The sequence below is a fragment of the Paenibacillus sp. FSL K6-1122 genome (assembly GCF_037977015.1).
Classification (GTDB): domain Bacteria; phylum Bacillota; class Bacilli; order Paenibacillales; family Paenibacillaceae; genus Paenibacillus; species Paenibacillus amylolyticus.
Genome location: NZ_CP150272.1, coordinates 2,749,120 through 2,772,504 on the forward strand (window position 1 = coordinate 2,749,120; position 23,385 = coordinate 2,772,504).

At 44.9% G+C, this 23,385-nt stretch carries 21 protein-coding genes; all 21 read left to right on the forward strand.

All coding sequences use genetic code 11. The features are described from left to right. Positions 1-16: 16 nt before the first annotated feature. Positions 17-1,459, forward strand: coding sequence for a chemotaxis-specific protein-glutamate methyltransferase CheB (gene cheB / locus NSQ20_RS12730; protein WP_047842490.1), 1,443 nt, complete (start codon positions 17-19; stop codon positions 1,457-1,459). 32 nt (positions 1,460-1,491) lie between these two features. Then, positions 1,492-3,564, forward strand: a complete 2,073-nt coding sequence (locus NSQ20_RS12735) for a chemotaxis protein CheA (RefSeq protein WP_340032687.1) — start codon at positions 1,492-1,494, stop codon at positions 3,562-3,564. Between the two features lie 41 nt (positions 3,565-3,605). After that, entirely contained in the window at positions 3,606-4,067 is a 462-nt protein-coding gene (locus NSQ20_RS12740) for a chemotaxis protein CheW (protein ID WP_036609340.1), read from the forward strand. 10 nt (positions 4,068-4,077) lie between these two features. Beyond that, complete coding sequence (locus NSQ20_RS12745) at positions 4,078-4,698, forward strand: chemotaxis protein CheC (RefSeq protein WP_091017763.1); 621 nt, start codon at positions 4,078-4,080, stop codon at positions 4,696-4,698. After that, entirely contained in the window at positions 4,691-5,188 is a 498-nt protein-coding gene (locus NSQ20_RS12750) for a chemotaxis protein CheD (RefSeq protein ID WP_017689162.1), read from the forward strand. Before NSQ20_RS12745 ends, NSQ20_RS12750 begins: the two co-directional genes overlap by 8 nt. A 4-nt stretch (positions 5,189-5,192) precedes the next feature. Continuing rightward, the gene (locus NSQ20_RS12755; RefSeq protein WP_253507499.1) at positions 5,193-5,636 is read left to right on the forward strand and encodes a hypothetical protein; all 444 of its coding nucleotides are present in this window, start codon (positions 5,193-5,195) and stop codon (positions 5,634-5,636) included. A gap of 15 nt (positions 5,637-5,651) precedes the next feature. Further along, the gene (locus tag NSQ20_RS12760) at positions 5,652-6,440 is read left to right on the forward strand and encodes a FliA/WhiG family RNA polymerase sigma factor (RefSeq protein ID WP_017689160.1); all 789 of its coding nucleotides are present in this window, start codon (positions 5,652-5,654) and stop codon (positions 6,438-6,440) included. A gap of 62 nt (positions 6,441-6,502) precedes the next feature. Continuing rightward, complete coding sequence (locus NSQ20_RS12765; protein WP_076249810.1) at positions 6,503-7,912, forward strand: FapA family protein; 1,410 nt, start codon at positions 6,503-6,505, stop codon at positions 7,910-7,912. Positions 7,913-7,964: 52 nt separating this feature from the next. Beyond that, entirely contained in the window at positions 7,965-8,279 is a 315-nt protein-coding gene (locus NSQ20_RS12770) for a hypothetical protein (RefSeq protein WP_036609332.1), read from the forward strand. 65 nt (positions 8,280-8,344) lie between these two features. After that, positions 8,345-8,929, forward strand: coding sequence for a hypothetical protein (locus NSQ20_RS12775; RefSeq protein WP_339188210.1), 585 nt, complete (start codon positions 8,345-8,347; stop codon positions 8,927-8,929). Positions 8,930-8,932: 3 nt separating this feature from the next. Continuing rightward, entirely contained in the window at positions 8,933-9,559 is a 627-nt protein-coding gene (locus NSQ20_RS12780; RefSeq protein WP_339188209.1) for a hypothetical protein, read from the forward strand. A 295-nt stretch (positions 9,560-9,854) separates the two neighbouring features. Beyond that, complete coding sequence (rpsB, locus tag NSQ20_RS12785) at positions 9,855-10,553, forward strand: 30S ribosomal protein S2 (RefSeq protein WP_017689155.1); 699 nt, start codon at positions 9,855-9,857, stop codon at positions 10,551-10,553. 115 nt (positions 10,554-10,668) lie between these two features. Then, on the forward strand, positions 10,669-11,319 hold the full coding sequence (tsf, locus tag NSQ20_RS12790) for a translation elongation factor Ts (protein ID WP_017689154.1): 651 nt from the start codon (positions 10,669-10,671) through the stop codon (positions 11,317-11,319). Positions 11,320-11,551: 232 nt separating this feature from the next. Next, positions 11,552-12,280, forward strand: a complete 729-nt coding sequence (pyrH, locus tag NSQ20_RS12795) for a UMP kinase (protein WP_017689153.1) — start codon at positions 11,552-11,554, stop codon at positions 12,278-12,280. Beyond that, positions 12,280-12,834 (forward strand): ribosome recycling factor, encoded by a 555-nt coding sequence (gene frr / locus NSQ20_RS12800; protein WP_036670384.1) that lies wholly within the window; start codon positions 12,280-12,282, stop codon positions 12,832-12,834. Before pyrH ends, frr begins: the two co-directional genes overlap by 1 nt. A gap of 89 nt (positions 12,835-12,923) precedes the next feature. Then, positions 12,924-13,691: an isoprenyl transferase gene (locus NSQ20_RS12805; RefSeq protein ID WP_017689151.1), complete on the forward strand. Its 768-nt coding sequence runs from the start codon at positions 12,924-12,926 to the stop codon at positions 13,689-13,691. Between the two features lie 16 nt (positions 13,692-13,707). After that, the gene (locus NSQ20_RS12810; RefSeq protein WP_036670385.1) at positions 13,708-14,502 is read left to right on the forward strand and encodes a phosphatidate cytidylyltransferase; all 795 of its coding nucleotides are present in this window, start codon (positions 13,708-13,710) and stop codon (positions 14,500-14,502) included. Positions 14,503-14,572: 70 nt separating this feature from the next. Continuing rightward, on the forward strand, positions 14,573-15,712 hold the full coding sequence (locus NSQ20_RS12815) for a 1-deoxy-D-xylulose-5-phosphate reductoisomerase (RefSeq protein ID WP_340032688.1): 1,140 nt from the start codon (positions 14,573-14,575) through the stop codon (positions 15,710-15,712). A 113-nt stretch (positions 15,713-15,825) separates the two neighbouring features. After that, on the forward strand, positions 15,826-17,097 hold the full coding sequence (gene rseP, locus NSQ20_RS12820) for an RIP metalloprotease RseP (protein ID WP_036609317.1): 1,272 nt from the start codon (positions 15,826-15,828) through the stop codon (positions 17,095-17,097). Between the two features lie 62 nt (positions 17,098-17,159). Next, positions 17,160-18,614: a proline--tRNA ligase gene (proS, locus tag NSQ20_RS12825; RefSeq protein ID WP_100529405.1), complete on the forward strand. Its 1,455-nt coding sequence runs from the start codon at positions 17,160-17,162 to the stop codon at positions 18,612-18,614. 382 nt (positions 18,615-18,996) lie between these two features. After that, positions 18,997-23,316 carry a PolC-type DNA polymerase III gene (locus NSQ20_RS12830; protein ID WP_036670388.1) on the forward strand — a complete coding sequence of 1,440 codons (4,320 nt, stop codon included), beginning with the start codon at positions 18,997-18,999 and terminating at the stop codon, positions 23,314-23,316. The last annotated feature ends 69 nt before the right edge of the window (positions 23,317-23,385 follow it).

Here is a 23,385-nt window from a genome sequence, read left to right on the forward strand (position 1 = left end):
ACAGGGGTGACACAACATGGCGGCGTATCAAGTATTGGTTGTCGATGATTCCGCTTTTATGCGTAAGATTGTTACGGATTTGATCCAAGCGGATCCAGAATTCAAGGTTACAGCAACGGCATCAAACGGTAGAGAAGCGATTCAAAAATCACTAGAATTGAAACCCGATATTATTACAATGGACGTTGAGATGCCCGAAATGAATGGGTTGGATGCATTAAAATCAATTATGAAGGAATCTTTCGTTCCTGTGATTATGCTCTCTGGTATCAATGAACAAGGCATGAAAGAAACCATTATGGCGCTTGAAGCTGGGGCATTTGACTTCATTCGCAAACCATCTATTTCACATGACCAGGATATTGCTCAAGTTGGTAAAGCTTTGGTTGAGCGCATGCGAGCTGCGATGAATGAGATTAAAAGAAAAGCTGATCGTGAGTTATCCATGAAAAATAGAGACATGTTGCGAGGAGCAGTTGCTCCCCCAACTCAGCCAGTGCAGAAAGAACTGCCGGCTAGGGATCGAGCGGAGCCTGTGAAAAAAACGATCGAACCTGTCGAGACGATTCAACGCTCTCTTCGAGAGCGGACTGAAGCCTTTCAGGCCAAAGCAAAGAAACCAATTGAACCATTGTCACCTTCAAAACCAGGTCGCGTAGAGAATAAACCGGAGCCTTTGCCAAAGGCTGAGCGTAATTTGGGGACGAAGGCAGAAAAAGCAGTGAGGTCAGCTAATCCAGTACAGACTCCAAAGGAAGTTCGACTACCTAATGCAGCTAGAGTGGCAGCTGATCAAATAGCGGCAACTTCTGCCTCTGCAAAAGCCAAGGATGTAATCAAGCCTAATCCTGTTCCCAAAGGTGGAGGGGGGCTGGAAGGACCATTCAACAAACTTGTGGCAATAGGTTGTTCTACGGGTGGACCGAGGGCTCTCAAGACATTGCTCGAGCAGTTGCCTGCTGATTTGCCTGCACCGGTCATTATTGTGCAGCATATGCCGCCCAATTTCACACGTTCTCTGGCTCAACGATTGAATACATTCAGTCCACTGCATGTGGTTGAAGCTGAAGAGGGCATGGTTCTGAAAAAAGGAACCGCCTATATAGCACCTGGCGGATTCCATGTGAAAGTTAACAAAACAGCAGACGGGAAGTTTATCGTGAAGCTGACTGAAGATCAACCAGTGAATGGCCATAGACCTTCAGTGGATACGATGTTTGAGTCACTTCTGCCGTTTACATCTTTACAAAGGCATCTTGTTTTGCTAACGGGAATGGGAAGTGATGGAGCACGTATGATGAAGAGATTATACGAAGCCGGAGTTACATCAACCTTTGCCGAGAATGAAGAAACATGTGTTGTATATGGTATGCCGCGTTCTGCTGTAGAGCTGCAATGCGTTCGTCATCTTCTGCCATTGCAGGAGATTGCTTCTAAACTTGTTCAAGCAGTGAAATAACGGAGTGTAACTCACGGAGGAGGTGCCTCACAATGGACATGAACCAATATTTATCCATGTTTATTGATGAGTCTAATGATCATCTGCAATCGCTTAACGAAAACATGCTTCAACTTGAAGGCAATCCGGAAGACCTGGGCATAGTTCAGGTTATATTCCGCTCTGCTCATACCTTGAAGGGTATGGCAGCAACTATGGGCTTTGAAGATTTGGCATCACTGACACATAAAATGGAAAATGTGTTGGATCTGGTTCGTAATGAGAAGTTGAAAATGCAGGATTACATTTTTGATACCATGTTCAAGAGTCTGGACGCTTTGGAAACTATGGTTCAGGATATTACCGAAGGTGGACAAGGTAAAGCAGATGTGTCGTCGATCGTAGCTTCACTTCAAGCCATTGAAAATGGTGAAATGACAAACGGAAATGGACCTGCTACAGAAACAAACAAGCCGGCTAACGCTTCAATCTCTTCGGCTGTGGAGCTGGATGAATTCCAATATTCAGTGCTGGATCAGTCGATCGCCGAAGGTCATCGTGTGTTCTACGTGGATGTGCTTGTTAGCGAGCATAGCCAGTTAAAAGGTGTACGGGCTTATATGGTCTTTGATATGCTGGAACGTTCAGGTGAAGTCGTTAAGGCTTACCCATCCGTTCAGGATATTGAGCAGGAGAAGTTTGAGCGCAGTTTCTCGTTGTATTACATAACAACTAAAGAAGCGCACGAACTGGAAGAAGGCATCATGAGTATCTCTGAAATTGAAAGTGCAAAGCTCATTCAACTGGATCAGGAGACTCTTCAGCAGATGGCCAATCAGGTAGCAGCTACAGTTGAAGCGCCACCCGCACCAACAGCTGTAGCTGAGGTTGCTTCGCCGGATAAGAATTCTGTATTCAAAGAAGAAACCACAACGGCACCAGCTAAAACAGCTGCACCGAAGCAAGCTGCTGCACCTTCACGTACCATTCGTGTGGATATTGAACGTCTCGACGTATTGATGAACCTGTTCAGTGAATTGTTGATTGACCGTTCACGTCTGGAGCAACTGGCCAGTGAAACAGGCAACAATGATTTATCTGATACAGTAGCTCATTTAAGTCGAGTTAGCACAGATTTGCAAAATATTGTACTGAAATTGCGAATGGTTCCGGTAGATACCGTATTTAATCGATTCCCGCGCATGATCCGTGATCTGGCTAAGACACTTGATAAAAAAATCGATCTGGTGATTACAGGTGCTGAGACGGAACTGGATCGTACGGTAATTGATGAGATTGGTGATCCGCTTGTGCATTTACTGCGTAACGCGGTTGACCATGGTGTGGAATCCATTGCAGAGCGTGTAGCTGCAGGTAAACCAGAGATGGGTACAGTAAACCTGCGTGCCTTCCACAGTGGAAATCACGTATTTATCGAGATTGAAGATGATGGTAAAGGTATCTATCGCGACAAGCTTTTGAAAACCGCGATCAAACGTGGTGTTGTTACCGAAGAACAAGGTGCCAAGATGAGTGATGATGAAGTGAATCAACTGTTGTTCGCACCTGGTTTTAGTACTGCTGATATTATCTCGGATATCTCTGGCCGGGGCGTTGGCTTGGATGTAGTAAAATCGAAGATCACTTCGCTTGGCGGTAATGTAACGATTCATTCAACTCCAGGCAAAGGCACGAACTTCTCTGTTCAGCTTCCGTTGACTCTATCCATCATTGCTGCAATGCTTGTACGACTTGGTTCTGAGAAATACGCTGTTCCGTTATCCTCCATTGTAGAGACGGCCATTGTACAACGTGAGCAAGTTCGTAATATTCACGGCAATAAAATGATCACGTTCCGTGAGTCACTGATTCCGTACTTGTCTTTGAGCGAAGTATTCTCTGTACCGGATTTCAATGACGCTGATGAGCAAGAAACAGAAATTGTCGTGATTCGCAAAGGCGACCGTCTTGCAGCCGTAGCTGTTGAAGAATTTATTGGACAAAGTGAGATTGTTCTCAAATCAATGGGAACCTATCTTCCTGCTATTGAAGGAATCTCTGGAGCAACCATTCTCGGAGATGGACAAGTAGCCCTGATTCTTGATCCTAATGCATTTATTAAATAAGCATAGAGCTAAGTCTTACATTTAATAGGGAGGTTTTTTACATGGAAGAAGAGTTGAAAGTCATCGTCTTTAAATTGGGTTCCGAAGAGTATGGTATTGAGGTAGACAAGGTTCAGACGATTGAGCGCATGATGCCAATTACCCGTGTTCCCAAGACACTTTCCTTTGTAAAAGGAGTTATTAATCTACGCGGTGTTGTCATTCCGGTCATTGATCTACGCGGTCGTTTCTCCCTTCCGGAAACGGAATACACGGATCAGACTCGTATTGTTATCGTAGGTGTAGACGACATGCAAGTTGGCTTTATCGTAGATTCTGCCAATGATGTTATTGATATCAAGAGCAGTGCGATCGATAGCCCGCCAGAAGTGGTTGGCGGCGTCAAAGCGAGATACCTGCGAGGTGTTGCTAAATTGGAAGATTCACGCTTGTTGATCATGCTCAACCTAAACGAAGTATTAAATAAAAGCGAGATTGTACAGCTGGAAAGTGTTGAGGGCTAGTACCGTGGAGATGTTCAACCGATTTGAGGTATTCCAGATGGATGTGCTCAAAGAGGTCGGTAACATTGGAGCAGGCAACGCCGCAACGGCGTTGTCTCAACTCCTCAACAGACCGATTGACATGGGTGTACCTACAGTACAAATGCTCCCTTTTGAAGAAGTTGCCGAAAAAGTGGGCGGAGATGAACGCATCGTGGTTACCGTGTTTCTTCGTGTAGAAGGCGAAGCACCGGGAAATCTTTTCTTTATGATGACACCAGAGGCTGCTAAAATGTTGTTGAATAGACTTGCCGGATTTGATCTAAAAGAAGGACTCGATTTTACAGATATGGAACAATCAGCGCTTTCCGAGATTGGAAATATTTTGGCTGGATCCTATCTTTCTTCTCTGGCAGATTTCACGAAGTTGTCTATGTATCCAACTGTCCCTGGACTTGCCATCGACATGGCAGGTGCCATTCTAAGTTATGGCTTGCTGCAATTTGGCGAGATGGGTGACGCTGCATTGTTGATTGACACATCTTTCTTTGAAGGTGAAGATCAAGTTGAGGGTCAGTTTTTCCTCATTCCGGATCCACCATCCTTTGCAAAGATATTTGAATCGCTAGGGGTGCCACTGAGCCATGATTGAGGACAAAAGCGTCGTTAAAGTCGGTATGGCGGATTTAAACATCGCTCATCTTCCTGGTGTAATCCGTACGACTGGCTTGGGTTCGTGTGTGGGATTAACAATGTATGACCCACATTTGAAGCTGGCTGGAATGGCGCATGTCATGCTTCCTACTTCAGAGATTGCCCGTGAAGGGAAACTGAACACTGCGAAATATGCGGATACGGCGTTGCCTGAGCTTTTGGAAAAGATGATTAAACTAGGCGCTTCTCACTCACGTATTGTGTCTAAAATGGCCGGAGGCTCTCAGATGTTTGCCTTTGCTGGTGCTGGAGATACAATGCGTATTGGACCAAGGAATGCAGATTCTTGTCGAGAGTGGCTTCAAAAACTCAATATCCCTCTTCTAGCAGAAGATACGGGTGGGAATTATGGACGAACGATTGAGATGGATTGTGAAACTGGACTTTTGACTATTCGAAGCGTACAAATGGGTGTAAAGGAACTATAAGACTATGATAGGAAACTACCGCATTAATCTTGGAGCAGGCATCGTTGGGTTTATTCTTACTTTTTTTGTAGCATACAGCAGCAATGTGCTGATGACCAGTTTAATTCGCGGATTGATCGGATTCGTAGCCTGGTTTGTCCTTGCATATGGTTTACGCTGGGGATTGGGATTGCTGCTGAACCCTCAGATCGAGGGAAATGGGTATGGTTATGATTCATCAAGTGCTCAAGATCAAAGAGGTTCACAGGTGGACATTAAAATCGAAGACGATGGACAAGAGCTGAATGATTTGCTCAAGAGTGGACAGAACGCTTCATCTGGGGACGATCTTCCGCCATCTGAGACGAAAGCTCCAACGGGATTCGCCCCTTTGGATCCGCCTAAACTTGTCCGGACCAAGGATCCGGAGGAATTGGCGCAGGCCGTTCGTCACCTGACAGACAAATAAGGAGGGTGAAAGTAATTGAACGAGCGTAAAGCTTCACATTTGAACCATTCTGATCTGTGGGAAAAGTGGAAAGAACATGGAGATCTTGAAGCCAAGAAAACGTTGATTGAAAAGTATCTTCATATTGTAAATTATGTATCCGGTCGACTGGCTGTTGGTTTACCCAAAAATGTTCCCAAGGATGACTTGGAGAGCAATGGCGTTATGGGGTTAATTGATGCATTGGAGAAGTTCGACTATGAACGTGGTCTGCAATTTGAAACTTATGCATCATGGAGGGTCCGCGGAGCCATTCTTGACGGTCTGCGTCAAGGTGATTGGGTTCCGCGTTCTGTGCGTGAGAAGGCCAAGCGAATTGAAGACGCCTACCAACAGCTGGAACAAAGTTATCTCAGGTCTGTTAGTGATGAGGAAATGAGCGAGTACTTGGACGTATCCACTAAAGATTTTCAACATATGCTTCAGGAAGTGGCAGTCATGTCACTTTGCTCGTTGGAGGACCCAATTCGTGAGGAAGAGTCTGAGACTCGTCTGTCTTTGATGGTGGATGAGAAAGCCAAAAATCCGGATTATAAAGTGAATGAGTTTTATTTGAAGGAAGCTTTGGTGCAAGGGCTTGACAAGTTGACGGTAAAAGAGAGAACGGTTGTTTCACTCTTGTATTACGAAGATCTTTCTCTTAGTGAAATTGCTGAGGTTATGTCTCTTTCTCCGTCTCGTATATCCCAGTTACATTCCAAGGCAATATTACGATTACGCGGCACGTTGGACAAACAGAAAGATTTGTTGATGCGTAAAGATTAATAGAGAGAAGTAATATCATTGGAGTTTGGGGAGTGGAAAGTCTAAAAGGGGGAAGAATTGCGGTGACACAGCGGACTGCTTTGGAACAATGTTTAAACATTGTTTTATCGGACGACAAATGCACAGCCTACCTTGAATTTTCCAAAGAGGAAGAAGGCTTTGCCTGCACGATCGATGAACTTGAACAATTTGTGGCAAACAAGGGCATCAAACAAGGTGTATCGCGAGAGGCATTATTACTTTTTGTGAACAACCCTGAAACCTATTTGAAAGATAAATACAAGATTGCAGAAGGTGTCGCTCCCATTCAAGGAACAGATGGCTTCATCAAGGTCCTGGTTGGAATGGACGATACGAATGAACGACGACCACTGGAATCGGAAGATGGAACTGTTGATTACAAAGAAGTGACCCGATTAAACAATGTCCGTAGTGGTCAGATCATTGCAGAGCGGATCGCTCCTAGCGATGGCATACCAGGCAGGGCAGTAACGGGTGAGGAAATTCCTTATCGTCCGGGAAAAGAAGCTCGGTTTAAAGTTGGGAAAAACGTTGTGATTAACCCGGATGGTTCTGCGATGTATGCTGCACTGGATGGGCTGGTTACCAAAACGGACGGTAACAAACTGAATGTGTTTCCGGTTTATGAAGTCAATGGTGACGTTGACTACAATAACGGTAATATCGACTTTGTAGGCACAGTTGTCATACGAGGCAATGTACTTACCGGATTTAAAGTAAAAGCAGCAGGGGACATTCGTGTCGTCGGAGGTGTCGAAGGAGCTGAACTGGAAGCAGGCGGCTCAATCGAAATTACCGGTGGTATTATTGGTTATAACAAAGGACTGGTACAAGCAGGCCATAATGTTAAATGTACTTTCATTCAAGAAGGCAACGTAGATGCCGGTGAAGATGTTCTGGTTTCCCAAAGTATTATGCATTCTAATATTCGTGCTGGCCACGGTGTCATCTGTGCGGGAACCAAGGGTCTTATTGTTGGTGGCTCGATCCAGGCTGGCCAGAACGTCTCAGCGCGTGTTGTGGGCAACAGCATGTCCACGGTCACTTCCATTGAAGTTGGTGTGCTACCAAAGCTGCGTAACGAACTCAATGATTTGCGCAAGGAAGTCAGAGAGCAGATGGATTCCTTGGACAAAACGAAGAAAGCTTTGACATTGCTGGATCAATTAGCTGCCGCTGGACAACTAACTCCAGATAAGATGTCGATGCGAATCAAGCTGAATGCTACGCAGAAATCTGCTCTTCGTATAAGTGAAGAAACGAAAATGCGTATCTTTGAAATTGAAAAGGCACTTGAAGATACAAGTAATGCTCGTGTTGATATTCTGAAGATGATTTATGGAGGCTCTAAAATAGTTATCGGCAGATACACGAAATTTATTAAAGATCCAGTGAGTCGAATTTCATTTTATTATCACGATGGTGATATTACGATGGTTCCATACGTTTAAGTACAGCATTCAGGCACAGGAAGAAATCCATTCGAAACCGTGAGGTGAGCGTATGAGTTTCAAAGCAGTGGAGTTGCAGATTGCGGTACCACGAACAAGTGAAGCGGGACGTTATCAAAGTGAAGCCCAGCAGCGACCGATTACGGATCAGAATCTTTTGGCAGAGCAAACGTCGAAAGAAGCAAATGAAGCAAGGCAACGAAGTGAAGCAATGGACGAAACTTCACAGACTTCGGTGCGTGATGGTCATAACCATGATGGGGATCAGCAGAGTGGTTCCGATGGACAGGAGACTGCTCAGGCTCAAGAAACTGTCAAACCTGCAGAGCACCCGTACAAGGGAAAACACATAGATCTGTCTTTATAATAAATGGTTGTTATGGACATGCAGTCTTGCGCACCGATGGTTGAATCAGAAGGAGAGAACCCAATTTGTCACCATGGATCATTATTGTCATATTAGGGGCCTGCGCCATCGCCTACGCTTGTATTATGCCTCGGAAAAACAAGGCGCAAGAGCCTGGGCATCAACTGGTGCAGGAGATGGAATCTACGCTTGAGCACTACATGACCGAGATCGAAAATGATAATGATGCTCTTATTCAACGTGTGGCTGAAATGAAGGGAGAAGCGACAGCAGCCGATCAACGTATGCAAATGCAACTTCAGGAATTACAGCAGCGGTTGGATCAGCTGGAACAGAGCAAAAAGAACGAAGCTGTCGCATCACCTGTTCCACACTCCGGTAATGTATCCGTACAATCTTCCGAAGGTTTGCAAGCCCAAGCACTCGTGAAAAGTGTACAAGCAGAGGCGGCCCAGCAGGCGTTAGAAGCAGACCAACAGACCAGTGAAGTCGAATCTTTGCCTGGGCGTGAATCGATTAAAGATCGATATGCAGAACTCTTTAATCTACATGCTGAAGGTAAGTCGATGGATGCCATATCCAAGCAGACAGGCATTCAGCGAGGTGAGGTACAGTTAATACTGCAACTGGCAGAACGGGAGGAAAGCTAAGTCATGGACAAGCGATCCTTATGGATTGGTCTGGGGAGCGGCATGATTATTGGTGCGGTTTTGCTTCAACTGGCCACAGTTGGACAAAATGCATTGTCGGATAGTAATCTGGACTCCGAGCAGACTGCCAATATAACCAAAGAACAACTTGAAACAGCCGCAAAAAGCCTGGATATGAAGGTGGTCGGTTCTGAAGAGGAATTGTACACAGAAGCTGAGTGGGTAGAGAAGAAAAAGCAGGAAAGCAGTGAGTTGCAAGGGGAAACAGCAACACCACCTGAGACAGTAACCTCTACGGAAACACCTACCGAGCCTGAAAAGCCACAAGAGCCTGCTGCAAGTGAAGGTGAAGGGCAGAAAGAGATAACTGAGCCGAAGACAACAGAACCTGTAACGCCAAGCAATCCGAAAGGCGCAACAGTATCATTCAAAGTACGTTCAGGCAACAGTCTGGCGATCGTTGCAGCAAACCTAAAAACTGCGGGAATCGTAGATGATGCTCAAGCATTCATAAAGGCTGGCAAGGCTGAGCGAATCAATACCAAAATCCAGGTGGGTACCTATACGCTTGAAAAAGGCGAAAGTTTCAAATCCATTATCGCAAAAATCACGAAAGAACCGTCAAACTGAGCATGCTCGGACAGGACGGTTTTTGCGTATTAAACGGTACATTTTCAAAGCTTGATAATAATTAGCGATGAGTTACATATCAAGTTTTAAATGATTCGATACTAGCAAAAAATGAAAAGTAGATTTTAGCTTCAAAGACTGTTGCATCGGACAGTCAGTTATGCTATATTAGATAACGGTGTTAAAACACACGCATGTGCTAATTTTGTTGAGGGTGCTTTCCTTATGGAGAGTCTTGGCGAAAAATGATGCCGGCGGAGGACACAATAAAAACCATATTAGGAGGTGTGTGAAGATGGCAGTAATCTCCATGAAGCAGCTTCTCGAAGCTGGGGTACACTTCGGTCACCAAACTCGTCGTTGGAACCCAAAAATGGATCGTTATATCTTCACTGAAAGAAACGGAATTTACATCATCGATTTGCAAAAAACGGTGAAAAAAGTCGAAGAGGCTTACAATTTCGTTAAAGGAATCGCAGGAGAGAATGGTAAAATTCTTTTCGTGGGCACTAAGAAACAAGCTCAAGATTCTGTTAAAGAAGAAGCTGAACGTGCTGGTCAATTCTACATTAACCAACGCTGGCTCGGCGGTACCCTGACTAACTTCCAAACTATTCAAAAACGTATTGATCGTTTGAAACAGTTGGAAGCTTGGGAAGAAGACGGTACATTCGCTGTATTGCCTAAAAAAGAAGTTATCTTGCTTCGCAAAGAAAAAGATCGTCTGGAGAAATTCTTGGGCGGTATTAAAAATATGAAAGGCCTGCCAAGCGCCCTGTTCATCATCGATCCACGCAAAGAGCGTATCGCTGTTGCGGAAGCTCGCAAATTGGGTATCCCAATTGTTGGTATCGTTGATACTAACTGCGATCCGGATGAGATCGATTATGTTATCCCAGGTAATGACGACGCGATCCGCGCTGTTAAATTGCTGACAGGTAAAATGGCTGATGCTGTAATCGAAGCTAACCAAGGCGAAGAAACTTCCGCTTAATAGATTCGAACATATGTTATAAACTAAATTAAAAGGGTGGTTGGCAGGTGGATAACCTCTCACTGCCCTTTTTTTAGAGTGAACGTACAATACTTAATGTTGGAGGGAATTTATAATGGCAGTTAATGCGAGTGCAGTAAAAGAACTTCGCGAAAGAACGGGCGCTGGTATGCTCGATTGCAAAAAAGCACTGGAAGAAGCAAACGGTGATGTAACAAAAGCAGCTGAATTGTTGCGTGAGAAAGGTCTTTCTGCAGCAGCAAGCAAAGCAGGCCGTGCAGCAACTGAAGGCGTTGTAGAATCTTACATCCACGCTGGTGGACGCATTGGTGTCTTGGTTGAAGTTAACTGTGAAACTGACTTCGTTGGTAAAACGGATCAATTTAAGGATTTCGTTAAAGATGTAGCTATGCAAATCGCTGCAGCTAATCCTAAATTCGTTAAACGCGAAGAAGTTCCTACAGATGAGCTGGAAAAAGAAAAAGAAATCCTGAAAGCTCAAGCTCTTAACGAAGGCAAACCAGAGAAAATCATTGAAAAAATGGTTGAAGGCCGTATCGGTAAATACTACGAAGAGTACTGCCTGATGGAACAAACTTTCGTTAAAGATCCAGACAAAACGATTTCCCAATTGCTGAACGAAAAAATCAGCCAAATTGGTGAAAACATCTCCATCCGTCGTTTCGTTCGTTACGAACTGGGTGAAGGTCTTGAGAAAAAAGTAGACAACTTCGTAGAAGAAGTAATGTCCCAAGTAAATAAATAAGACGGTTTCTATAGACCGGCGAGCAGAATTGATTTTCGAAGATATAAGAATGATGAAACTTCGAAGCGTAAACTCCCTTATATCTCAGGAAAACAGTGACTTACCGGTTAAACGTTTTTCCTAAAAGAGCGGAACACAACTGTGTTCCTTTCTTTTTAAGCAGGAGGCCATGCGCGAGAAGTTTTGTTGGTTGAACACCAAGCGTGTTCGATTCAAAGTGGAGGGTGAATAATTGGAACAGCCAGTATTTAAACGTGTTGTCTTAAAGGTCAGCGGAGAGTCTCTTTCCGGTCAAAACGGCTACGGTATTGATGCAGATACGATCTCGTCGATTGCCCAACAGGTAAAAGAGGTTGTTGCACTTGGTGTACAGGTTGCTATTGTATGTGGCGGCGGAAACATCTGGCGTGGAATTGCCGGTAGCGAAAACGGCATCGATCGTGCAACTGCCGATTATATGGGTATGCTGGCGACAGTAATGAACTCGCTGGCACTGCAAGATGCTTTGGAACAGATTGAAGTGCCTACGCGTGTACAGACATCTATTGCAATGCAACAGATTGCAGAGCCTTATATTCGTCGTAGAGCTATTCGCCATCTGGAGAAAGGCCGGGTCGTTATTTTTGCAGCAGGTACAGGTAACCCGTTCTTTTCCACGGATACAACAGCAGCACTGCGCGCAGCGGAGATTGAAGCAGAAGTTATCTTGATGGCCAAAAATAAAGTTGATGGTGTATACTCAGCAGATCCGTTTAAGGACAGTACAGCTGTGAAATTTGATCAGTTGACTTACATGGATATTCTTAACAAAGACCTTGGTGTAATGGATTCGACGGCATCCTCGCTTTGTAAGGACAACAACATCCCGTTGATCGTATTTGCCATTACGGAACAAGGTAACATCAAACGTGTTGTTCTGGGCGAACGTATCGGAACAATCGTTAAAGGGAGTGTAGATTAATGCCACAAGCAGTTAAACAACATGCCGAAGAGCGTATGGAAAAAGCAATTCAAGCATTGCGTCGTGACCTGGCTACTTTGCGTGCAGGCCGCGCAACTCCAGCTCTTCTGGACCGAATTCAGGTAGAGTATTATGGAGCAATGACGCCATTGAATCAACTCGCTAATATCAGTACTCCGGATTCCCGTACACTGATGATTCAGCCTTGGGACAAATCCTCCATGAGTGACATCGAGCGTGCCATCATGAAATCGGATCTGGGTCTTACTCCAGCCAATGATGGTAGCATGATTCGTTTGTCTATTCCGGCATTGACGGAAGAACGTAGAGCGGAACTTGTTAAGCTGACGAAGAAGTTCGGTGAAGAAGGTAAAGTAGCGATTCGTAACATTCGCCGTGATGCGAATGATGACATCAAGAAACTGGAAAAGTCAGATATTTCTGAGGATGAATCCCGGAGACATCAAGATGATATCCAAAAATCGACCGACAAGTTTATTGCTGAAGTCGATAAGGTACTCGCTGCCAAAGAAAAAGAAATCATGGAAGTGTAAGACAAGCGCAGCCCCTCCAATACGGTGGGGTTTTGTCTCTTTTTCCAAGCTTCAGATAAAGAAACTTCAGGGATTTTGGAGGAACAGGAATGATCAAACGGGTTCGGTCGTGGTGGAATGGGGCTGACAAGCAGGAAACGCTGACTATATCCGAGGACAATATCCCGCAGCACGTCGCCATCATCATGGACGGCAATGGACGATGGGCCAAACGTTTGGGGCTGCCGCGTATAGCCGGGCACCAAAATGGCATGAAGGCGGTCAAACGTGCGACCATCGCGGCGGATGAACTGGGCATCAAATATCTGACGATGTACGCTTTTTCGACAGAAAACTGGACGCGTCCAAAAGAAGAAGTGGATTTTCTGATGCGACTTCCGCAAGAATTTCTAGCTATAGAGCTGGATGAACTTATAGAAAAAAATGTGCGCATTCGCATGATGGGTCAAGAGGAACATTTACCTTCTCATACCATTAATGCCTTGCGGGAAGCCATTCGTCTTACGGAACATAATACAGGTCTCGTTTTGAATTTTGCAATGAACTATGGAAGTCGTCGTGAAATGACGGACTGTGTTAAACAGATCGCTCTGCAGGTGAAATCGGGGGAACTATCGGCAGAGGATATAACACCCGAACTCATTGATAGACATATGCTGACGGTTGACATGCCTGATCCGGATCTGCTGATCCGGACGAGCGGAGAGTTGAGATTAAGCAACTTTATGCTTTGGCAGCTTGCATATAGTGAATTATGGTTTACGGATATATACTGGCCCGAATTTGGCAAAAAGCATTTGCTTGAAGCAGTAGCCGAATATCAGCGCAGAACAAGGCGTTACGGCGGTTTGAAATAGATGGAGGATGAAGCCGTTGAAACAGCGACTAACGACAGGAATCATAGCAGGTGTGTTGTTTTTAGGTTTTTGCATGCTGGGCGGACCCTGGTACCATGGTTTGGTATTGCTTATGGCTCTCATCGGTTATTATGAATTTGTTAAAATGACCGGGGTGATGCCTTTTTCAGGTGTGGCCCTGATTGGATATGCTGGTGTGTTTGCCATTGTGTTTCCTTGGGAAATGTTTTGGGAGGCAAGACCGCTATCCTTATTTCAGGTCATCTGGATAGTAATGCTTGTACTGATGACAGCTTCGGTTGTCACCAAAAATAAAGTTCCCGTGAATACAGTGGCCATGCTTTTCCTCGGCGTGTTGTATATAGGGATCGGTTTCTATTACATTGCAGAATCCAGACATCTGCATCATGGGTTGTTCTGGACGTTCCTGTTGCTGGGCTCCATATGGGCCAGTGATGCAGGAGCTTATTTTGTAGGGAAACTCATTGGTAAAAACAAACTGTGGCCTTCTATCAGTCCAAACAAAACTATAGAGGGTGCACTGGGTGGCATCGTAATTGCAATTGTTACTTCTGTTATTTTTGCATTAGTATCAGATGGTTTGCTTTCCTGGCAGAGAGCGATTGTGATCGGAATTGCCTGTGCAGTTGTAGGTCAGATGGGTGACTTGATCCAGTCTGCATACAAACGTGTATATAATATCAAGGATTCAGGCAGTCTTCTCCCAGGGCATGGAGGCATTCTTGATCGGTGCGACAGCTGGATTGTTGTTTTTCCATTCGTACATATACTAATGCTACTGCCCTACTAAAGAAGAACATGAGTCTGAGATAACAGCATTGTTCGCCGTAGGCATTGGATAATTAAAGATGAGGTGCAGCATGAAAAAAATTGCGATTCTTGGGTCAACCGGTTCCGTTGGAACCCAGACACTGGATGTAGTTGACATGCATCCAGAACTCTTTCAAGTGGAGGGACTGGCTGCCGGAGGCAATACAGACCTGCTGATCGAACAAACCAAACGTTACCGGCCGAAGAAAGTATCAGTGGGGTCCAAAGAACTGGCGGAGAAGATAGCTCCACATTTGCCAGCAGGAACGCAACTATTTTATGGCAACGAAGGACTCGTAGAAGTTGCGGCAGGAACCGATGCGCATACGGTTGTTACAGCGGTGGTGGGCAGTGTTGGATTGGAGTCAACGCTTGCTGCCATAGATGCAGGCAAACAGATCGGACTGGCCAATAAGGAGACATTGGTTACAGCGGGGCATATCGTTACGACAAGAGCGGCTGCCAAAGGAGTTTCTTTACTGCCCGTTGATAGTGAGCACTCTGCTATATTCCAATGTTTAAATGGTGAAAACAGAGAACGCCTGACAGGCATCACGCTCACCGCTTCAGGTGGATCATTCCGTGATCTTACCCGTGAACAGTTGAAGAACGTGACTATAGAGGATGCGCTTAAACATCCAAATTGGTCAATGGGCTCCAAAATCACGATAGACTCGGCAACGATGGTAAACAAGGGTCTCGAGGTCATTGAAGCACATTGGTTATTTGGTCTTCGATATGATCAGATTAATGTATTGCTTCACCCAGAGAGTGTTATTCATTCCTATGTGGAATTTGATGACACAAGCATCATCGCACAACTGGGGAATCCAGATATGCGTGTGCCCATTCAATATGCACTGACTTACCCTGACCGCTTGCCATCACCGGCACAGCGTCTGTCTCTTGCTCAAGCTGGGAAATTACATTTCCGTGATATGGATATGGAACGGTTCCCGTGTTTAAGAATGGCGTATGAGTGTGGTAAAATGGGAGGAACCGCAACAACGGCGTTTAATGCAGCCAACGAGGTTGCTGTAGCCCGTTTCTTGCGTAAAGAGATTTCATTCCTTAAAATAGAAGATATTATTGCTTCTGTGCTGGAAGCACACCACAATGTGGACGAGCCTGATCTGCAGGAGATCGCGCGTTGTGATCAGGAGAGCCGTAAGCTTGCGGCTAGTCTGTAATCTCTTTTTTCATAACAAATTGGAAGAAGTGATTCTCTTGTGCGGCATCAGAGAATAATGATAATCTAGAGGGACAGACTGCGGTGTGTGCCGTGAAGGAGGATGGATAGGGATTGGAAACCATACAAGTGGTATTTCTAACGGTGCTCATGTTCTTTGTCATCGTGACGGTTCATGAATGGGGGCATTATTATTTTGCCAAACGCGCCGGTATTCTTGTACGGGAGTTTGCGATCGGTTTTGGTCCCAAATTGTTCTCATATAAAAGAAACGAGACCCAGTTTACATTGCGTTTGTTGCCTTTTGGTGGATATGCACGGATGGCAGGGGAAGATCCGGAACTGGTAGAGATCCAGGAAGGACAGACCATTGCGGTAAGATCAGCGGATGACCAGGTGAAGATGATCTATCTGGACCAGCTGGATAACCGTAAAAATGTAATACGTGGTGAAGTCATCTCCATTGATATGGAGAGAGCGCTGAAGCTTCAACTCGATGTAGATGGAGAGATTCAGGAGTATCGTATTCATCCTCAAGCAATGTTGGTAAGTCGTGGTAAACAAACGCAGATTGCACCGAAAGATCGTCAATTCGGCAGCAAAACTGTTGGACAGCGTGCATTGGCTATTTTTGCGGGCCCACTCATGAACTTTATCTTGGCCTTTGTGCTGTTTGCTGTATATGCCCAGATGGCAGGAGTTCCAGTGGAAAATCCAAAAAATCTTGTAATTGGTGAAGTGCTTGAAGGTGGGGCAGCCGATGAGGCGAACCTGCAAAAGGGCGATATTATCGAAACCATCAATGGTACTGCAATTGGTACGGATTCACAAAAAATGGTGTCGATGATTGCCGATTCCAAAGACAAGCCGATGGAATGGACGCTGCGCCGGGGTTCGGATACGTTTAATATAACGATTACTCCACGTGCTGTAGAAGGACAAGAGGGCGGTAAAGTTGGAATTGTACCTACGTTACCAACCCGATCTGTTGGATTTGTAGAGACATTTAAAGTCTCAGGCGTGGCCATGGTTGATACAACCAAAATAATATTTGAAGGTTTTAAACATCTGATCAATCAGTTCAACATGGATGATATCGGTGGTCCAGTTCGCACATTTGAAGTGACAGGACAAATAGCTAAACAAGGGATTGAACAGTTAACGAGATGGGCAGCGATTTTGAGTCTGTACCTTGGGATTTTCAACCTGCTACCAATACCTGCACTGGACGGCAGTCGTCTGGTATTTTTGGGAATTGAAGCGCTGCGCGGCAGACCTGTTGATCCCAATCGCGAAGGCATGGTGCATTTCGTCGGATTTGCGATGTTGTTTGTGTTGATGCTGGCAGTAACTTACAATGATATATTACGTTTAATTAACGGATAATTACGGTTGGACTACGCTCTGGACATTCAGAGATAGTCGTTATGGGAGGACGCTGGAGTCTTATGTCAAAGGAAAATGATAAACAGTTCGTGACTGAAATCACACCACAGGGTGAGGATTTCTCACGCTGGTACATTGATGTTATCAAAAAAGCTGATCTCATGGACTATGCACCCGTACGCGGTTGTATTGTGTTCAAACCAGACGGATTTGAAATCTGGGAACATATTAAGGATGAGTTGGATCGTCGTTTTCGGGAAACGGGTCATCGCAACGCATACTTCCCGATGTTCATTCCTGAGAGCTTCTTTCAAAAGGAAAAAGAGCACGTGGAAGGTTTTAACCCTGAATTACCATGGGTTACGGAAGCTGGCGGAGAGAAGCTGGAAGAACGTCTGGCAATCCGTCCTACATCCGAAACGATTATTGGTCACATGTATTCCAAGTGGATTCAGTCTTATCGGGATCTTCCGGTACTGATCAACCAGTGGGCTAACGTAGTTCGTTGGGAAAAAAGAACATTGCCTTTTCTTCGCACAAGTGAGTTCCTGTGGCAGGAAGGTCATACAGCGCATGAGACGGAAGAAGAAGCACGTGAAGAAACGATGAAAATGCTTCAGATTTATCGTGAAGTGGTTGAGGAATACTTGGCTATTCCTGTAATTGTAGGTCAGAAAACCAAGTCCGAGAAGTTTGCGGGTGCGGTGGATACCTACTCGATCGAAGCCATGATGAAGGATGGACGTGCAGTACAAGCAGGTACATCTCACTACATGGGGACGAACTTTGCAAAAGCATTTGAAATCCAGTATCTTAGCCGCAATAATGTGCTGGAGCTGGCTTACACCACTTCATGGGGAGTAAGCACACGTTTGATCGGTGCATTAATTATGGTTCATGGAGATGACCGTGGTCTCGTACTTCCTCCTAAAGTCGCACCGACTCAAGTGGTCATGATTCCAATTGGACCTCCGAAAACGCGTGATGCTGTGGTTGGGCGTGCAGATGAGTTGTTCACTGAGTTGAAAAAAGCTGGAGTCCGTGTGAAAATGGATGATCGCAGCGATGTTCGCCCAGGTTGGAAATTCAATGAATACGAGATGCGTGGTGTTCCGATTCGTCTGGAGATTGGTCCACGTGATATGGAAAATGGCGTTTGTGTACTCGTATCACGGATCACAGGTGAGAAGAAAGTGGTAGAACAAGCAAACCTGGTAGAGGAAATCCAGGCTATGCTGACACAGATCCAGGTAGATATGTTAGAGCGTGCTCGCACATTTATGTCGGATAACTTCTACTCCGTGGATACACTCGATGAGATGAAAGAACTGATGGAAAATAAACGCGGGTTTACACTGGCCGGATGGTGCGGTTCAGAAGCTTGCGAAGATAAAGTAAGAGAAGTTACAGGTGCAACAAGCCGGAACATTCCGTTCCAGCCTGCGGAAGAAAAACATACGTGCCTGGCTTGTGGTGAACAGGCAGAACACACGGTTGTGTTTGCAAGAGCGTATTAAGTCAGGATAACCTGACTATATACATTGAACTAAACATTTACATGAGAACGTAGAGAACAGAAATAACCTGAAGAAGCGGAGCTAAGAGCTTTCTGAAAGAAAGATACATCGGAAGCATACGCTGCGCCTTTATCCCCGGATTTTCCCCTTTGTAAATGGGAATCAAAAAATCTGGGGGTAACAGCGATCGGAAGGTTGTTCTGTTATCGGAGTGGTAAGTGTAAATATCTTTTTGTTCAATGTATATAATGGCACGTACGGACTGTAAGAGTAATGAATGGAGAGCTTCTGTCGGATAAAATGAGTCGGTGCGAGTTCGGATCGGTGACATTTTTGAATGCAGGGGCTTTTCATGCTTTAAGGGGGTACAAGGAGGAACACGATGAGCGGATTCGAGGAGAAAAGAAAACGGTTTGAGTTGTTGATGAAACAGGCAGAGCTTCCGGCTGGTCTGTTAGAGCCCTATTTTTTGGATGGATGGATTGAACAAGTAGAGACTAATCGAAGTAATCGGGAATGGAATATTCTCATTGCAAAGGATACGTTAGTACCCGCTCCAATCTATCGCACATTTTGCCTGCATATTCAAGAGAAAATGAATCATATCGCCAAAATTTCATTTGGCTTCAAATACACAGACCAAGTACAAAATGGGGATATCGTCAGTGAATATTGGAATCTGTTTCTCGAGTGGGTTACCCGTGAGATTCCATCTGTAAATGGTTGGATGAACCGGACAACCTTTGAATGTGAAGAGGATCTTCTACAACTGACAATGAGTGATGCAACGTCGATGGAATTGGCTCGTAAGAAACAGATTGATCAGGCTATTACGAAATTCTATGAAAAATACTTTCATCTACCTCTTCGCATCAAGATGCAAGTGGGTGAAGTGGGAAGCAATAAAGAGGCCATGGAACAGTTCCAAGCCCAAAAACGTGTAGAAGAACTTGAGGTCATCGAGAAGATGATGAGTGAAGTGGACACAGAAATCCCGGTGGATGAGGAGCAGGGTGATCTGCGTTTGCAAATGGGTTATGACATCAAGGAACCTGCAGTACCTATGCAGGAAATCCAGGATGAAGAGAAAAAGGTTACGCTTCAAGGTTCGGTGTTTGGACTGGATCGTAAAGAACTGCGAAACGGAAATACGTTGTTTACCTTCTACCTGACCGACTTCACGGACTCCATGCAAATGAAGATGTTTGCCAAAACAAAAGAGGATGTTAAAATTCTCAGTTTGTTGGCTAACGGTAAATGGGTAAAAGTGCGTGGTCGTGTAGAATATGACCGGTTTATGCAAATTCCTGAACTGGCCATGATTCCATCGGATTTGATTGAAGTTAAAGCACCGCCGTCTCGCAAAGATAATGCACCAGAGAAACGGGTGGAGTTCCATTTGCACTCTACGATGAGTACGATGGATGCTGTAACTTCAATCGACAAATACGTGAAAATGGCAGCAGAGTGGGGACATAAAGCGATTGCAGTCACTGATCATGGTGGGGTGCAGGTATATCCCGAGGCTTCCAAGGCTGCTAAGAAAAACGGGATTAAAATGATCTACGGCCTCGAGGCCAATGTCGTGAATGACTCTGTTGCCGTTGTAATGGCTCCTCAGCCATTGGATCTCCAAACAGCAACATACATCGTATTTGATATCGAGACCACAGGTTTGTCGGTAACACAGAACAAAATCATTGAGATTGCAGCCGTGAAGATGCAAGATGGTAAAGAAATCGACCGGTTTGCAACGTTTGTGAATCCGCATGAACGCATTCCCTACAACATTCAGCAGTTGACCAATATTAATGATGACATGGTAAAAGACGCACCTGAGCTGGAGCCTGTCATTCGTGAGTTTGTGCAGTTTGCTGGTGATGGTGTGCTTGTTGCGCATAATGCACGTTTTGATATGGGCTTTATCCAGGCTTCGCTGAAGCAAATTGGAATGCCAGAGCTTCCTAACCCTGTCCTTGACACGTTGGAACTGGCGCGATTGTTATTTCCAAAAAATAAGAACCACCGTCTGAATACGATGGCAGATAAATATAAGGTTGGACTTGAAAGTCATCACCGTGCCATTGATGATACGATTGCACTCGCGGGTATACTGATCGGATTATTAAATGATGCTGCTCAGATGAAAGGGTTAACGAGGCTTGATCGCTTGAACGATTATGTAGGTGTCGACTTGTCGAATACAAGACCTTTCCATTGTGGAATCTATGCATTGAATGATGTCGGTAAGAAAAATCTATACAAGCTGGTATCTCTCTCTCATACGGAACATTTCAAGCGGGTACCGTGCATTCCCAAATCAAAACTGATTAATTTGCGTGAAGGCCTTGTTATTATATCGGGCTGTGAAAAAGGGGAGTTTTTCGAAGCGGTGCTTAACAAATCGCTCGAAGAAGCGGAAGAGATCGCTGAGTTCTATGACATACTGGAGATCCAACCACTTACCATGTATATGCATTTGGTGGATAAAGGGTTGGTGGCTACACCCGAAGAAATCAAAACAGCGATCCGTAAAGTCATCGATATAGGTGCAAAATTTAATAAACCAGTCATAGCCACAGGTAACGTGCACTATTTGGAACCGCGTGACAAGTTATATCGGGATATTACCATTCACGGAATTACAGGTTTTAGTCCACTCAAAGATCAACGTAAACCGGATGCACATTTCAGAACGACAGAGGAAATGCTGGAAGAGTTCCAGTTCCTGGGCCAAGATAAAGCTTACGAAGTCGTTGTTACAAATACGGTAGAGTTATCTGACCGCTTTGAGGAAATTAAGTTATTCCCGGACAAACTGTTTACTCCAATTCTGGAAGGTGCGGACGAAGAAATCCGTAATACCTGCTATGACACTGCCAAGTCTATCTATGGCGAGGAATTACCAGAAGTAATCGTTGCACGACTAGAGAAAGAGCTCATTCCAATTATTAAATACGGTTTTTCTGCCAACTATCTGATCTCGGAACGCTTGGTTAAAAAATCGAATCAGGATGGTTACCTCGTAGGTTCGCGGGGATCGGTTGGCTCCTCTGTTGTTGCTACATTCCTGGGTATATCCGAGGTTAATCCACTACCTGCTCATTATATTTGTGTGAATTCAGAATGCAAACACAGCGAGTGGTTCCTGGACGGCAGTGTTCGAAGTGGATTTGACCTTCCAGAGAAAGAGTGTCCGGATTGTGGTGGCACACTTAAAGGAGAAGGCCAGGATATTCCGTTTGAGACCTTCCTTGGATTTAAAGGAGATAAAGTTCCCGATATTGACTTGAACTTCTCTGGTGATTATCAGCCTCATGCTCATAACTATACGAAAGTACTATTTAGTGAGAAGAGTGTTTTCCGTGCGGGGACCATCGGTACGGTGGCTGAGAAAACAGCATTTGGTTTTGCCAAGAAGTACGAGGAACATCATCAGAAGAAATGGCGTGGAGCTGAATTGAATCGTTTGGCCTCTGGCTGTACTGGGGTGAAACGGAGTACTGGCCAGCATCCCGGTGGTATTGTTGTAGTACCTGATTATATCGAGGTCGAAGACGTTACACCTGTTCAGTTTCCGGCTGACGACGTTAATGCGGAGTGGAAAACGACACACTTTGATTATCATGCTTTTGAAGAAAACTTGCTGAAACTTGATATTCTGGGGCACGATGATCCAACTATGATGCGGATGTTGCAGGATTTGACAGGGGTCGATCCAACGACCATTCCGATGAATGATCCGAAAGTTATGAGCATGTTTAACTCAACCGAAGCTTTGGGTGTTACACCGGAACAGATTAGGTCGCCAGTCGCAACGTTTGGCGTGCCGGAGATGGGAACGAAGTTTGTACGTCAGATGCTTGTTGAATCCCAGCCGACGTCTTTTGCCGATTTGCTGCAGATTTCCGGATTGTCCCATGGTACAGGGGTATGGCTTGGAAACGCTCAGGATCTGATTAAGAACGGAACGTGTAACATTAAGACGGTGATTGGTTGTCGGGATGATATCATGTTATTTCTGATCTATAAAACGGGAATGGACGCAAGTCTGGCATTTAAGATTACCGAGAGTGTTCGTAAAGGACGGGGTCTGCCACAGGAATGGATTGACGAGATGAAGAATTGTAAAGTGCCTCAATGGTACATTGATTCGTGTCTCAAAATCCAGTACATGTTCCCGAAGGCTCACGCGGCCGCTTATGTTATTTCGGCAGTACGTACGGCGTTTTTCAAGCTGTATCATCCGATTGAATATTACGCAACTTACTTTACTGTTCGAGCTGATGAGATTGATATCGAACTGATGTGTCAGGGATATGACGCGATCTATCGCAAAATTACGGAAATTGAGCAATTAGGTTTCCAGGCACCTCCAAAAGAGAAAAACATGTTACCTGTTCTGGAAATGGGTCTGGAAATGGCAGCACGCGGATTCTCGCTGAAATCCATTGACTTATACCGTTCAGAAGCGACAAAGTTCATCGTTGACGGAAAAACACTAATCCCTCCATTTTCAGCTTTGGCAGGAATCGGGGATAATGCAGCTCGCAATATTGCTGCGGCAAGAGATCATGGTGAATTCCTGTCAGTGGAAGACTTCCAGCAGAAGTCGAAAGCAAGTAAGACCATTGTTGAACTCCTGTCGAATATGGGATGTTTCCGTGGCTTGCCAGAGAGCAATCAGCTTTCCCTTTTCTAGGATTGAATTTGGATCTAACCATAGCGATTGTTGGGGGAACGTAATTTTTCCTTCATTAGTAAGTAAACT